A 13,634-nucleotide genomic window follows, 5' to 3' on the forward strand; every position below is an offset into this window, starting at 1 on the left:
ATGATCGCAGTTGTGCAGTTCGGCGGGTCGAACTGTGACCGAGACGCCGTGCGCGCGCTCGAAGACCTCGGTTTCGACGCCGAGCGCATCTGGCACGAAGACGAACTGCCGGCGGAGACGACGGGTATCATGCTCCCCGGCGGATTTTCGTACGGTGACTACCTCCGCGGCGGCGCGATGGCCGCTCGCTCGCCTATCATGGAGACCGTCCGCGATGCCGTCGATGACGGGATTCCAGTTCTCGGCGTCTGCAACGGCGCGCAGGTCGGCTGTGAGGCCGGCCTGACGCCCGGTGCGTTCACGACGAACGCGAGCGCTCGCTTCCAGTGCGAGCACGTCTATCTGCGCGTCGAGAATGCGGACACGAAGTGGACCGACGCCTACGACGAAGGCGAAGTCATCGAACTGCCCATCGCACACGGCGAAGGGCGCTTCGAAATCGACGACGAGGGCTACGAAGAACTGGAGTCTGAGGACCGCATTCTGTTTCGGTACTGCGACGAAGACGGCAACGTTACCGACGAGGCGAACCCGAACGGGTCGCGCGGAAACGTCGCTGGTATCCTCGGTGAATCCGAGTCGGTTGCGGTACTGATGCCGCACCCGGAACGGGCGTCACTGCCGGAACTCGGGAGTACCGACGGTCGCGGTGTGCTTGCGGGCTTCGACAGCTGAGTGTGATAAAAGACCGTCCGTCGCGGTGGCGGGCGGTACCGGGTCGGGTGGGCGAATGTAGCGGCGTACACGATGAGCGATGGTTGGAGTGATTGGTTTTCCGACCCGCGTACAGCGTGTTATGGTGCGAGAGCGCAAGGAGCGTCCGTGGCAACCCATGCCTCGGTGTTCTCCTCTTCGCGGATCTCGAACCATCCATCCGCATAGTAGACGGTCTTGTACGTGTGTTTCGTCATGATGGCGGGCAGTCCGGATGGACACGTCCGAACTACCGAATATGACAACGGTTCACACCCTCTTTGATACAACCACCCTAGCGACCCGTTAGGAGCTGGTTACTACCGTATACGACTCCCTAATACCGTCGAATACCCAAAAATGCGAGTCGAATCCGGCCCCGGAATGGACGAACGTGTAGCCGGGATATTCAGCGAACGAGCGGCATGTTGTAGCTCGTCTCGTTTTCGAGGACGAACTCCCACGTCGCTTCACACTCACACGAAACCTGTTCGAAGACGCTCGGGTCCTGTCGCAGGTTGAAGTCCTTGACCGCCTTGAACACGAGTTCGTCGCACTCGCCGCAGTTGTGCGCGCCGCGTTCTTGGCCGCCGCCGACGGGGTCGGAGACGACGATTGCGTCCACGTCAACCGTGTCGCGGAGCGCGTCGGCGACCGACCAGAGCCACGGTGGGCGGTACCCGCCGTTGAAGAACAGTTCGTCAACCATCGTGTACCGCTGGACGTTGGTCGGGTTCATCGAGACAGTGTGGCAGTTGTCCACCGCGGCACAGCGACGGATGGAGGATTTCATGTCTTCGAGCGCCTCGGGTTCCGAGAGGAACGGCGGCTTCATCAGGAGATACGCCTTGACGCCGCCGCCGGCCGCGGCCGCCTCGTCGCAGGCGGCTTCGAAGTCGGCGAAGTCGAAGTACTTGTTCACGCAGTCGTGGCGGACACGGTCGGTCGCGGTTTCGAGGCCGATGGCAACGTCCGTCTCGATACCGCGGTCGGTGAAGTCTTCGAGTTTCTCGCGCGTGACGAAGTCCGGGAGCGATTCGACGACCATGCGGTCGCGGTCGGAAAACGTCTCGGCGATTGCATCGCGCGTCTCGGCGGGTACCTCGCGCTCGTCGAGGAACGACCCGGAGGTGTAGATTTTGATGAGACCGGCCGTCTCGCCGTCGTCCATGTGTTCGGCTTCGTGGTCGAGACAGACCTGAATCTGGTCCATTAGCGCCTCGTGAGAGACGGTTCCGCCTTCGACGGATTCGGCGACGTAGCCGCACATCGTACAGCCACCAGCGCGCGCCCAGCGACAGCCACCGGTGTTGAGGATAATCGTCAGCGAGTCGTAGACGCCGTCGGGCGTGTTGTCCTCGTCGATCCACACCCGCGTCGGTTCGTGAGGGTCGTAGGTCTTCTGTTTTTGCGAACGGATGTCGCGCATCACCTTGTTGTGCGCGTCCATCCCGCGTCCCCGCTCGTAGACCTCGGGGGTCGGCTTACTCATTGGAGACTCATATCGGATGGGTGCGTAAAGCCGCTTCGTCTGTGGTCGCCGACGCATCGAGAAAACGATATCGCCGCCGAGAGAGACCGTGCCGACGCGATAGAGGTTCATATACGCGCAGTCCGTAGACGGGCTATGGACCGCCGAACACTGCTCTCGCTCGTCGCGGCCGGCGTCACCGGCGTCGCGGGATGTGGGTCGCCGGCGGTCGATACCTCGACGCCGAACCCGACCACAGAATCGAATCGGACGAATCGAACCGAAACGCAACTCGCCGAACCGCGCGTCGAGCGGACGCTCACTCTCTGGAATCCGACGTCGAAGCCGGTGTTTACGACTGCCGTTGGCATCCGCGACGACCGCGACGTATTCTTCGAGAACCGCGACCTCCTCCCCGGAGAACGGGCCAGGACGACGGTCGCCGTGCCGCTCGGCGACATCAGCGTGCTCGTCGAAACCGATACCGGCGTTCGAGCGCAGACGACGTGGGTCGTCGAGAGCGACCTCGACGGATTGGAAGTCGTCATCGGACGCGACGAAACCGAGTTCTGGCGCGCGGCGTCGTGCGACTCGCGCGACGGGTGCCCGCTTGCTCTCGGAGGCGGTGTCGAGACCGAATCACCGGTCGAACTCCCGCTCGTCGGCGACGGTCTCTCGCGGTGGTACGCACCCGCCGGCGTCGTCGTCGAAAATCCCGGTCCCGAGACGACCGTGCGGCTCAGTATCGACCTCCGCAACACGACGCTCGTCGACCGCAAATACCGCCTGCCGGGCGAAACACGGCTCTCAGTGCCGGTGACCTACCGGACCGGGAGATATCGCGTCGGCGTCGAGACCGACGAGCGAGTCGTCGAGACGGCGTGGTTCGTCCCCGACGAACCGACGAAGTACGTTGACGTGACGAGCGGCACGACCGGGTGCGGCCCGGCGAACTCGACGCTGACGGTGGCGAACCGCGACGACGGCGCCCACCGACTCTCGCTTCGGGTCGTTTCCGCGACCGAACAGACGGTCCGCTCCGACGGCGAGACGGGACCGTTCGAGCGAGTGTTCGACCTCGAACCGGGAGAGTCGCGTGAACTTGTCCCCGTGGGAGAATCCGGGCCGTACCGCGTTTCGGCCAGCCTCGAAACCGGCGCGAGAGTGTCCGGGACGTGGTGGTCGTGTCCGCCGCGCGGTCCCGCGAGCGTCGTCATCGACGCCACGGGGTCGCCCTCGTTGACCGCGGCTGGCCCGCAACCGGGATAGAGACGGCGTTGCCGACGCGCGGTGACGTGGGGGTCCGACAGGCGACTGAACAGTCATTACCGAGGCGTCCGAAGTCACGGTCGGGCAGGGTTGAACCACGCGCCGCACCGAACCACCCGTCCCGTTTCGAGCGGCGTCCCAGTTAACACAACGAGGAGACGTAGGTGTCGATAAACGCGACACCGTAACTGACGACGACGAACGACGCGACCATCGCGGTCAGCGTCGAGTCAGTCGGAATCCCGCCGAAGGCGACGAGGAGTAAACAGAGGAACATCCCGAGCCAACAGAGGGTAAAAAACGAGGTCAAGGCGAACGTCGTCAACCGGCCCGTAGAGCAGTCGGCGATGCCGAAGGGCACAGAGACGACGAAAGCGACGCCAACTGCGGCCGTCGTGAGCGTGACGGGGAGACCGTGCCACCCAGTCGGTTCGAATACGGGTGCGAGACCGAACCAACAGAGAACGACCAACAGCACGAACGCTTGTAGGTAGTTGCCGACGTCGCCGACGACCGAAACGATGGCTTCGACGACGGTATCCGGCTCGTCCATCCCGCATTCCAATTTTTTCTGTCATAATAAGGTTGTATTTCACAGCCGACGATCGACGTGTTACGACGACTCCCGAGTGAGCCAGTTCGGGAGTGTCGCGGCGACGAGTCCGCCGAAGCCGCCGGCTCCGATGCTCAAGAAAATTGCAGTGAACGTCCCCCACAACGGGATGCCAATCGAGTCGTCGTCGAGCTGTTGCGGCGGAATCCCGGTCGCGCCGATTCGCACGATTCCGTCGTGGTTCGGCGGCACGTCGCCGAGACCGACGCGGACGACGAGTGAGGCGACGAGCATCGCGGCGGCGAAGCCAGCCGCGACCGTCGAACCCGCGACGAATCCTTCGAGCGACTGCTGGACGCGACCGACGAAGCGGGCCGCGAGCAGGCCCGCGAGTGCGAGACAGACCGGGGGGAGCGCCCCGAGCCACCACCACGAGTCGTCCGGGCCGTCGAGAACCGTCACGAGATTTCGAGAGAGGGTCAACGTGCCTCCACCAGTCGTCTCGACGAGTTGGACCGGAACGCCCACCGCGCCGACGAAGGTCCACACGGGGAGGACGAGCGCTGACGGACGCTTGCCACCCGTGAGTCCGGTTTTGGCGGTGAGTCCCGGAAACGACCCGTCGAGCGCGACGGCGAGCCAGAGCGCCACGGCGGCGACACCGACGACAAACGCTCCGACGCCCGCGACGAACCCGGCGAGTAGAAGCGGCCGGAGGTCGGTCCTGAGCGGCCGTCGCTTTCGTGGACTGGACATAGCCGTCAATTCGCCCGAAGTGTAAAATATCTTGATAGTGTGGCGCAGTCAGACGACGAACCGGAGAACCCAGAGCGCGCCCATGCCGACGGCAATCGTGACGAAGACGCGTTCTGTGTACCACGCCGCGAGCGCGGCGAGGACGCCAGCTACGAGTCGGTCGTTACCGAGCGAGAGCGAGAGGTCGCCCGTGGGTGCGACGAGCGCCGGAAAGACGAGCGCCGCGAACACCGCGGCCGGAACGTATTCGAGTGCCGATTTTATCCGGGGTGGAACCGTGTCGATGCGGCCGAAGAGGTAGACGAAAGAGCCTCTGATGGCGAACGTGAGCGCGCCCGCGAGGACGATGACACCCCAGACGGTGACCGGGTCGTAGCTCGTCGTCATCTACACGTCACCTCCGAACGAGGAGACCGCGAGTCCGGCGACGACGCCGACGACGGCGGCGACGATGATGTCGAGGTGGAACGGAATTCCGGCGACGACGACCGCGACTGCGACCACGCCCCCGGTGACGCCCGAGGCCGCGGATGCCCGGTCTTTCAGCGCGGGGACGAGAAGCGCCAGAAACACCAACGGCGCGGCGAATTCGAGACCCCACGCGGGCGGGAGTCCCGTCCCGAGAAGCGCGCCGGCGACGGTTGCGAACTGCCAGACGACCCACAACGAGACGGCGACGCCGAAGTAGTACGCGAAGCGGTCGGTGTCGCCGTCGCGGCCGTAGCGGGCGATAGAAAGCGCGTACGCTTGGTCGGTGAGGAGATACGACGAGAGCGCTTTCGTGCGCGCGGCGAAGTTCCGGAAATACGGCGCGATAGAGGCCGAGTACATCAACATCCGGAGGTTCACGACGACGGCGGTGCCGACGACGATAGCGAGCGGCGCGTCGGCACCGAGGAGTTCTATCATCGCCAGTTGCGAGGCACCCGCGAAGACGACACTAGAGAACCCAATCGCGTGGAATATCGAAAGCCCCTGTTCGACGGCGGCGACACCTGCGACGAGACCGAAGGGAGCGATGCCGAGGTGGAGCGGCGCGGCATCCCGAACACCATCGAGAAAATCCGAAGGGACTGTTGGCATCTATCGCATACAGGCGGTCACACCCGAAATAGCCATCTATCTGCGAGTCGGTTGCCGGAACCGGGCGACTAGTCGGTACTGACAACGGCGACTTCGCGGATTTCGAGTGCGGTCTCGAACTCCTCGCGGCGGTTCAGTTCCACGCCGACGTGTCGGAGGTGTTCGGCGTGTGCTCGACGGACGGCATCGACCTCGCGGTGAGACAGGCCGAGCGCGACACCTTTGGTATCCCAGTGGCCGAGCGGAACGAAATACACCGCCGTTCCGGCGTCTCTGTGGATGCATTCGAACGCCCGCGCATACTCGTCGGTGCGGGCGTCGAGAAACACCTGTACGCTGCCGAGCAGTATCGGAAGCGTCGAAGCGGAAACCCCCGACTTCGCGGCCGCAACCATGACGGCGATGTCCGCAACCGCGACGCGCGCCGGAGAGTCCATAGCCGCGTCGGGTGCGAACCGGTCGCTGAGGCGTTCGTGGTTACGGTGCCGGTCGCGGTCGGTCCCCACGGTTACCCACCCGAACGTATCGCGTTTCGGTCGCCTCGTCTGTCGAGACCGCGGCGTAGCGAACCGGTATCGTCCAGCCAGCGAACCGTCTGCTTCCCCACCTCTCGACACGTCACGAAACAACGCGGTTCGAGAGCCATAGGATACCTCGTCGGCCACGAAACAAAAAGGTACGTCGGCGGCGCGGTGAACGCGACTCGATTGTGGCCGAAATGACACACCAGTATTGCAAAATACACACACTCACAAGGTCGAATTGGAGTTATACTACCATACTTTTATATTATTTTTATTTGTATATTATATAGATATATTTCAGGACTCGCAACTCGAACTGGCTCAAAGCCAACATAATCGACACGTATCTGTCACCCTCGACGGGTAGAAATAGCGCCGCGTTTTCGAGCCACGCGGTGTCTCGTTACCGCGACTGATTTCGAATCTCGATGAGTCCAGCCGAATCGACGGTGACGACGAGCGCACCGTACGAAAATTCGAGTGTCGCACCTGACAGCGACGGCGCTCTGGGAGATGAATCCCCGAATAGCGTATTGAGCGCGTCGATATCGGTGTACGAGGTCAACGAAGGGAGCGAAGACGGGTCGCAGTTCGCGTGCTCACTCGCCGCCGAAACGATGGCCTCCGAGACAGATTTCGTGGAGTCGCAGTCGTACCAAACTCGCGTCCGTTCTCGTTCGTCTTTTTGATGTGCGATAGCAGTGGTGATAGTTGACACCCCCGAGTGTCGTTCAATCGAAATGAATACGCGAAGTGTTATATTACTTGCGTACTGTCGGTATGTGCCCGTAGTAGTGCATATTTAGGGCAAGGCTATTCGCGGCGAGACGCCGCAACCACGCATCGTGACCGACGGCAGAGACCAATAAAACCGTGACGGCCGAACCAACCAATTTCGGCGTTCGGTAACGAAGACGGAAGAGTGTTGAAATCGGGTCGGATGCGGACGCGACCGTAGAAGAAGTCGCTGGAAGGGAGAGCAGAAGAGAGATGGTGAGAAGGCACCGGAAAGCAGTAGTGGAGAAGACGGAGCAGAGACAGATAGAGTGGAGAACGGCCAGAATAAAAATACAGACAGGAACGGGAGCGTTACGCGTGACCTACGCGGCCGAGGTGACGCCGTCACCCCACGTGACGCGGTCGTAGTCCGAATCGAGCGCTTGGGCGTCTTCGGGCAGGAGCGCGGCGACGAGGAACGCCGGGTACTGTTCGAAGTGTTCGACTAGCGCGGCGATGCGCTCGGAGTCGATCGCTTCGAGCGAATCGAGGAGCATGAACGGCACGTCTTCGTACACCTCGTGGACGAGATAGCCCGCGAGGGCGAACACGAGACCGATAACCTCGCGTTCGCTCTCGCTCAGGTGGTCGATAGAATCTTCATAGACCGCGCCCGAGTCGGACTCTCTGACGATGTGCAGTTCGAACTGCGTCTGAAGCACCTTTCTGCGGCCCTCACGGACGCGGCGTTCGACTCGCTCTAACCAAACGCGTTCGATGTTGTCGTAGCCGAGGAGGCCGAGCACCGTCTCCATCTCGTCGTTGAACGCCTCGACGGCCGACTCGGTGAGCGTCTGAATGCGGGTTCGCGCGTCTTCGAGGTCGGCGGTCAGTCGCTCGTGTTCGTCTTCGAGCGACGACCGCGTATCGAATTTCGAATCGAGCGCTTCGAGGTCGTCGTGGACCGCCGCGAGGTCGTCTCGCGCACGGTCGAGCGAGAATTCGACTTCGTTCAGTTCTTTGTGGAGTTCGATGAGGTCACCGTCTGCCTGCCCGCGAAGGTCGGACGCGTCGGCTTCCAGTTCCTCCACGCGCTCGACGAGTTCTTCGCGCTGTTCGGTCAGCGACGCGATTTGGTCGGTTCGGCGGTCGAGTTCGTCTTCGAGACGGCCGAGTTTCTGACGCGTCTGTTGGCGCTCGCGCTGTGATTTCTCGGCCGTCCGAAGGTCGCTTTCGAGGTCGTCGAGTTCGCGGCGGAGCGCCGAGCGCTGTTCGCGCTGGTCGTCCCTGACAGAACGGAGTCGGTCCGTCGTCTGACGAATCTGGTCGCGTTCGACCTCGGTTCCGCACGTCCAGCAGGTTATCATCTCCGACGAGAGCAGTTGGTCGGTGACCGCTCCGCCGTCGTCGGCGGTGAGCGTGTCCTCGACGAGGTCTGCCTTGCCGTCGAGCACGTCTTCGGTGTACTGGATGACCGTCTGAAGCTCCGAAACCGTCGTGTTCAACGACTCTATCTGCGTTCGAATCTGGTCGATGCGGGCCGTCACGTCCTCGTGGTCAATGTCCGCCGCGTCGAACGAGTCGAGTTCGGATTCGAGTTCCGAGCGTTCCTGCCGGAGCGATTCGACGCTGTCGCGCTCGCTCTGTAAGCGGAATCGAACGGTTTCGAGCTCCGAGCGCGCCGACTGGAGGTCCGAAAGCACCTCGTCCAGCTCGGCTTGGTTCTCGCGTTGTGCCTCGACAGTCTGGTCTTCTTCCTCGATACGCGTCGCAAGTTGATCGCGCTCGGCTTCGAGGTCCTCGATTTTTGATTCGAGGGATGCTTGCTTCGTTTCGAGCGACTGCCGCTCGGATTCGAGCGATTCGAGCGACTCCAACTGGCTTTCGACCTGCTTGCGTTCGGTCTGTAACTGCTCGATTTCGGTCTCGATGGCGTCGGTATCGACCGGTGCCATGATGACATCGTGCAGGTCCCGTTTTGCGATAACTGCTCGGCGAGCCTCGTTCGACCCGAGGAGAAACGCGAACAGGTCTGCGGTCGTCGTATCCTGCAGATACGGCGTTCCGTTGACACTCACTCGCCCGTGTTCTCGCTTGAGAATCCGCGTGAATGACCGACCGTCGAGTTCGAGTTCGACCGAGCCTTCGTCCGCGTCGCCTTTGAGACTTACCGCGTCGCTTCCGCACGCACCCATGAGTGCGCGCAAAAAGGACGTGCGGTTCGTCGCGTTTCGTCCGGTGAGGACGGTTACCCCCGGTGAGAGAGTGACAGTGCGCTCGTCGATTCCCCCAAGGTTGTTGATTCGAACGGTTGCTTCCTCGTGTGCCTCTGAGTGGTTCATGTGAAGAGAGATTGTACCCGACGTGTGCTACCCGTCATCCTCGTGTTCGCAGTTGCAGTGCCCGGAAGAGAGGAGCGCCGTCGGTGTCAGTCGTGTTTCGCAGTCTGTACAGGTGACGCGGATGTCAACATCGACTTCGTACTCACCGATGGCGACCGCTTGCGCCTTGACGAGCCGGTCGATAACGTCGATGGTCACCGTCCGGAGCCGCGACCGGAGTTTTCGAATCGTGTTTAGCCCGGATTCGGCCGCGGGTTCGTCGTCGTCAGTGTCACGTTCGACGTTCCGATGTCGCTTGAGGTAGTTGTACACCGACTGGTAGGAGATGATGTCCGCCTCCAGTTGGTCGATATCAACTCCCTTCTCTCGGAGCGTGTTCCGCGCCTCGGTGCGACTCCCGGCGGTCACGTCGTCACTCGTTAAGAGCCGATAGAAGTTATCGACTTCACCGTCGAGGACGTGCGCGCCCGCCTCGTCGAGCGCGGCCCGGATGAGTCGTCTGTTGACGTCTCCTTCGAGTTCGCGGAGGCTCCGCTGTTCTCGACCCTCGCCGAGCCATGCAGCGACGATGTCGTCACCGAGACCGGAGATTCCGTACCGGTCTGCGATTCGTTCTATTTTTGGGCCCCGACCGCCGCGGCGGGAAACCTTGGTTCCTGTCTTGCGCATCCTGGCGTGGTAACGAACGTTTGATTTGCAGTACTGTAAATATTACTTAACAATTATCAAGACTGATAAAGTTAAAAACACGAACCCATTACACGAATGAAAGCACACATCCGTTCAGTTGTGGTTCGAGTAATCAGACGGTCGAATCTCGCCGGGTGGCCGGGCTTGCGAACAGTTCAGCCCGAGTACGCGGTGTAAAAAAGATGGTGTAATTCCGGTCCGAAATGACCGGATTCGACGCGAACCTGCGACCGACCGAAAAACGACCAGAGTACCGCCCCGGCCGGCCGACGATTTCCCGTCTGTCCGCCCAATCGACCGCTACTGCTCTCGAACCGTCAGCCAGAGGTAGACCTCTCGATAGGCGTTTTCGACGCTCGGTGACGTCGGAGGTTGGCCCCTGTAGAGGAGGTACGTCAACCGCAGGTTCTCACCAGTCATCGTCGGTTGAATCCGGTGGTCTCGGTGCCACGTCTCGTTGTGTTCGAGTCGCGGTGAGAACGTTTCGAGTTGGTCCGATTCGAGAACGGTCGTCGAATTGTTCTCGGTTTCGACCCGCTGGAGCAACACGACCACAGTGTAGTTCACCGGCCGATGTTCCTGATTACCGACGCCGACGACGAGCGGTGCGGACTCGCCTCGGACGAGCGTTTCTGGGTAGTCGTCCGCCACGAGGTCGTCTTCGCCGTCCGCGGTGAGCAGATACAGTTCGCTGAAGGACTCGCCGTCTTTCGGTCCCGCCACGGCGTAGCCGACGCTCGCAGTTGCGAGGACGAGACTCAACACGAGCACGACGTTCAACACCGCGTCAGTCTTCGAGTCGGGTGCGAACAGTTCCGCCCGCACCGTCTCGAACCACGCCTCGTACGGGATGGCGAACCGTTCCGGTTCGGGGAGTGCGCGCCGCCGAATCAACGCGACGACAGCGGTGACGGCGGTGAAACCGCCGATTGCGACGAGAATCGGGACGAGTCGCAGTCCCCACGGGGTGAAGTTGAGCACGAGTCCGAAAAGCGGGACGGTGGCGATACTCGTCCCGAACGAGAGCGTCGCCCGCTCGATGCCGTCGATACCGCGTTGGTCGTCCGGCGAATCCGTGGTCGGCCCGCGTTCGGGAAAGAGCGCGGCTACGAGCGTGTACCCGGGGACGAAAAGCAAAAACGGAAGCCCGATAGCGTCTCGGAGCACCGTCTCGTTGAGTCCGGGCGTAAGCGCGACTATCGCCGTGAGCGCGACTGTTGCGAACACGGCGGCGAGGTCGGCCGGGAGCGTTCGAATCTGCTCGGGGAGGTAGAGTTGCCAGTCTGAGCGCGCCGCCATCTATCTGAGCATGGTGCGTAGGGACACAAAAATCAGTTGGTAGACGTGTTCGATTCGGTCGCATCGACCAGCGCCCGCGCCGTCTCGACGAGTCGTTCAGCCTCGTCATCGGACACTGAGACGCCGCTGTACGCCGCCAACTCGTAGCCGGCGGTGAGCGATTCGAGCGAGTCGGCGGAGCCGACGCCGGCATCGACACACTGTTCGTAGAACTCCCAGTGCGTCGCGGCGTCGTCGATACCGGCGTCGGCCGCGAGTGCCCGCCTCGCCCCCGCGTAGGCGACGACGACGGCGTCGTTAGGGCACCCCGAAGAGAGCGAGTCGGACGCCGAGTCGAGCATGGTGGGGACCGCAGGAGTCGGCGCGGGCGACGTTCCGCCATCGACGCTCGGGGCGACTGACTCGGCGGTGCCACCGTCGGAAGCGGCTGTCTCGCCGTCTCGCCGGAGGAGAACCACCGCGACGAGTCCGACGACCGCCGTGCCGGAGACGACCCACAGGAGGTCGGTCAGCCCGAACGGAAGCCCGCCGCGTGCCGACCCACCGCCGTTGCCCGGCCGTCGGACGGTCGTCGTCGCCGACGCGGATTCGAGATTCGTCCCGGTGCCGTCGAACGCGGCTGAGACGGTCGCATTCGCCGCGGTTACGTTGGCCGGAAGAGAGACTGTCGTCCGGTACGCGCCCGACGAGTTGGTGCTGACCGTCTCGACGGGGTGTCCGGCGACGCTGATAGCGACGGGTTGGTCCTCGACGGCCTCGCCCTCCCGCGTTTCGAGTGCCCCGGCGACGACGACGGTTCGGTTCGCGGACGCGCCAGCACGCACGTCAAGTGTCGTCGCCTCGCTCGTGATTGGGACCGAAACCGACGCCGGTTCGACCCGTACGGCGCGGCCGTCGCGGGCGGGACCGACCCGCAGTGTCGCGTCTCCGACCGGCGCGGTCGCGGGGACGGTCCCCGAGAGCGTCGAGTGTCCGCGGCCGTCAGTCCGCGCCGTCGATACCGGCACGCCGCCGAGCACCGCCGAAAGCCGGTAGTCCGTAACCGGTGTCTCGTTCACCGACACGGTCGCACGAACCGAGACCGGGTCCGCGTAGCCGGATGCGCCGGTCGGCGCGTCTGCGAGCGTCGTCGTCGCGGCCACCTGCGTAATCGAGACGGGTATCGCTCGTTCGGAGCGTTGGTACGCCGACGCGTTCGACGGGAGGTACCTGACGGTCAGTTCGGACGCGTTCGCGGCCACCCGCGTCGGACGGTACGCGAGTTCGAACCCGCCGTCGGCACCGACGGCCGTCCGAATCCGTTGGTCGCCGACGGCGAACGTCGCGTTCGTCGTCTCGACCGGCGTGCCGTTGTCGGTGACGAGCGACCCCGTGAGCACCAGCGGGTCGGTAAAGGAGATGTTGCGGTCGTACGATGTCACGTCGAGTCGGGTTGCGACGAACTCGCGGCCGACGATGTCCCGCCGTTGGGCGGAGATGTTCGACTGGACGGCCGCGAGTCGAGTGCTCGTCTCGGAGAGGTCGTCGCCGGTCTCGTTCGAGATGCCGTCGAAGGCCGCGATGAGCCGTTCCGATTGGGTTTCACCGGCTTCGTCGAGACGCGACAGACGGCGGGCGAGTTCGCGGGCGCGTTCGGTATCGCCCGCCTGTTTTGCCGCCTCGTACTCGCGGCGCGTCTCTTGGAACTCGCTGACGGTGTCGATGTAATCGCGTTGGGTCTCTTTGACCGTCTCGTACTCTTCTGTGGCACCGTCGCCTGCGGTCTCGCCTTCGACATCGACGTATTTGCGAAGCGGGGTGTCGTACTCGTCGCCGAGCGCCGATTTAGCCGCCTCGTACTCGCCGCGACTGAGCCGGAGCGTGCTCGACTCGATTTGTCCGTTCAACGCCCCGGTGAGATAGGAGGCGAGGCGGTCGAGGTCGTCTTCGCTATCGACCTCGTCGGGGTTCTCGTGGATGACGTCGGTGCTGTTGTTGGTTCCGTCGGCGGTCTGTTGTGGCAGTCGGCCCGTGTCGCCGAGGGAGTGTGCCGAAGCGACCGACGCACCGTCCGTCACCAGCGACTGCCCGTCGGTGTCCACCGCGAGCATCGCTGAGACGGGGGCGACAGTCGCCATCGTGACGGTACTTACAACTAACAACAGCATCGAAAGTAGGCGAATCGAACGACCCCAGTCTCCACGCACTACTCGTAGCCAAACGTGCGACCGTAATGGACTTTCCCATTTTGGCGAACA

13 protein-coding genes are annotated in these 13,634 nt (G+C 62.9%); 2 read left to right on the plus strand and 11 right to left on the minus strand.

Annotated features, from left to right (window positions below):
* On the plus strand, positions 1 to 675 hold the full coding sequence (gene purQ, locus C440_RS04205; protein WP_008318561.1) for a phosphoribosylformylglycinamidine synthase I: 675 nt from the start codon (positions 1 to 3) through the stop codon (positions 673 to 675).
* Between the two features lie 427 nt (positions 676 to 1,102).
* Here the strand turns inward: purQ and C440_RS04210 are convergent, their stop codons facing one another.
* Positions 1,103 to 2,185, minus strand: a complete 1,083-nt coding sequence (locus C440_RS04210) for an archaeosine biosynthesis radical SAM protein RaSEA (RefSeq protein WP_008318564.1) — start codon at positions 2,183 to 2,185, stop codon at positions 1,103 to 1,105.
* 135 nt (positions 2,186 to 2,320) lie between these two features.
* On the opposite strand from C440_RS04210, the gene C440_RS04215 reads away from it, so the two are divergent.
* Positions 2,321 to 3,433, plus strand: a complete 1,113-nt coding sequence (locus C440_RS04215) for a hypothetical protein (protein ID WP_008318566.1) — start codon at positions 2,321 to 2,323, stop codon at positions 3,431 to 3,433.
* A 142-nt stretch (positions 3,434 to 3,575) separates the two neighbouring features.
* Here C440_RS04215 and C440_RS04220 read toward each other — a convergent pair whose 3' ends face one another.
* The 10 genes from C440_RS04220 to C440_RS04265 form a co-directional block, all read right to left on the minus strand.
* Positions 3,576 to 3,986 (minus strand): hypothetical protein, encoded by a 411-nt coding sequence (locus C440_RS04220; protein ID WP_008318569.1) that lies wholly within the window; start codon positions 3,984 to 3,986, stop codon positions 3,576 to 3,578.
* 60 nt (positions 3,987 to 4,046) lie between these two features.
* The gene (locus C440_RS04225) at positions 4,047 to 4,742 is read right to left on the minus strand and encodes a hypothetical protein (RefSeq protein ID WP_008318570.1); all 696 of its coding nucleotides are present in this window, start codon (positions 4,740 to 4,742) and stop codon (positions 4,047 to 4,049) included.
* Positions 4,743 to 4,790: 48 nt separating this feature from the next.
* Positions 4,791 to 5,129, minus strand: a complete 339-nt coding sequence (locus C440_RS04230; RefSeq protein WP_008318572.1) for an AzlD domain-containing protein — start codon at positions 5,127 to 5,129, stop codon at positions 4,791 to 4,793.
* Complete coding sequence (locus C440_RS04235; protein WP_008318573.1) at positions 5,130 to 5,825, minus strand: AzlC family ABC transporter permease; 696 nt, start codon at positions 5,823 to 5,825, stop codon at positions 5,130 to 5,132.
* A gap of 68 nt (positions 5,826 to 5,893) precedes the next feature.
* Positions 5,894 to 6,262 carry a hypothetical protein gene (locus tag C440_RS04240; RefSeq protein ID WP_241431985.1) on the minus strand — a complete coding sequence of 123 codons (369 nt, stop codon included), beginning with the start codon at positions 6,260 to 6,262 and terminating at the stop codon, positions 5,894 to 5,896.
* 490 nt (positions 6,263 to 6,752) lie between these two features.
* On the minus strand, positions 6,753 to 7,067 hold the full coding sequence (locus C440_RS04245) for a HalOD1 output domain-containing protein (protein WP_008318576.1): 315 nt from the start codon (positions 7,065 to 7,067) through the stop codon (positions 6,753 to 6,755).
* Between the two features lie 382 nt (positions 7,068 to 7,449).
* Positions 7,450 to 9,408, minus strand: a complete 1,959-nt coding sequence (locus C440_RS04250; RefSeq protein ID WP_008318579.1) for an archaea-specific SMC-related protein — start codon at positions 9,406 to 9,408, stop codon at positions 7,450 to 7,452.
* A 27-nt stretch (positions 9,409 to 9,435) separates the two neighbouring features.
* Positions 9,436 to 10,077 carry a rod-determining factor RdfA gene (gene rdfA, locus C440_RS04255; RefSeq protein WP_008318581.1) on the minus strand — a complete coding sequence of 214 codons (642 nt, stop codon included), beginning with the start codon at positions 10,075 to 10,077 and terminating at the stop codon, positions 9,436 to 9,438.
* A gap of 321 nt (positions 10,078 to 10,398) precedes the next feature.
* Entirely contained in the window at positions 10,399 to 11,397 is a 999-nt protein-coding gene (locus C440_RS04260) for a DUF1616 domain-containing protein (RefSeq protein ID WP_008318582.1), read from the minus strand.
* 32 nt (positions 11,398 to 11,429) lie between these two features.
* On the minus strand, positions 11,430 to 13,583 hold the full coding sequence (locus C440_RS04265; RefSeq protein WP_241431986.1) for a hypothetical protein: 2,154 nt from the start codon (positions 13,581 to 13,583) through the stop codon (positions 11,430 to 11,432).
* Between the last annotated feature and the right edge of the window lie 51 nt (positions 13,584 to 13,634).

Source organism: Haloferax mucosum ATCC BAA-1512 (assembly GCF_000337815.1).
GTDB lineage: Archaea > Halobacteriota > Halobacteria > Halobacteriales > Haloferacaceae > Haloferax > Haloferax mucosum.

Coding starts and splice junctions, on each gene's coding strand:
- C440_RS04240 (WP_241431985.1), bottom strand. CDS start 6,262: ATGGACTCTCCGGCGCGCGTCGCGGTTGCGGACATCGCCGTCATGGTT.
- rdfA (WP_008318581.1), bottom strand. CDS start 10,077: ATGCGCAAGACAGGAACCAAGGTTTCCCGCCGCGGCGGTCGGGGCCCA.
- purQ (WP_008318561.1), top strand. CDS start 1: ATGATCGCAGTTGTGCAGTTCGGCGGGTCGAACTGTGACCGAGACGCC.
- C440_RS04210 (WP_008318564.1), bottom strand. CDS start 2,185: ATGAGTAAGCCGACCCCCGAGGTCTACGAGCGGGGACGCGGGATGGAC.
- C440_RS04235 (WP_008318573.1), bottom strand. CDS start 5,825: ATGCCAACAGTCCCTTCGGATTTTCTCGATGGTGTTCGGGATGCCGCG.
- C440_RS04215 (WP_008318566.1), top strand. CDS start 2,321: ATGGACCGCCGAACACTGCTCTCGCTCGTCGCGGCCGGCGTCACCGGC.
- C440_RS04225 (WP_008318570.1), bottom strand. CDS start 4,742: ATGTCCAGTCCACGAAAGCGACGGCCGCTCAGGACCGACCTCCGGCCG.
- C440_RS04220 (WP_008318569.1), bottom strand. CDS start 3,986: ATGGACGAGCCGGATACCGTCGTCGAAGCCATCGTTTCGGTCGTCGGC.
- C440_RS04260 (WP_008318582.1), bottom strand. CDS start 11,397: ATGGCGGCGCGCTCAGACTGGCAACTCTACCTCCCCGAGCAGATTCGA.
- C440_RS04250 (WP_008318579.1), bottom strand. CDS start 9,408: ATGAACCACTCAGAGGCACACGAGGAAGCAACCGTTCGAATCAACAAC.
- C440_RS04230 (WP_008318572.1), bottom strand. CDS start 5,129: ATGACGACGAGCTACGACCCGGTCACCGTCTGGGGTGTCATCGTCCTC.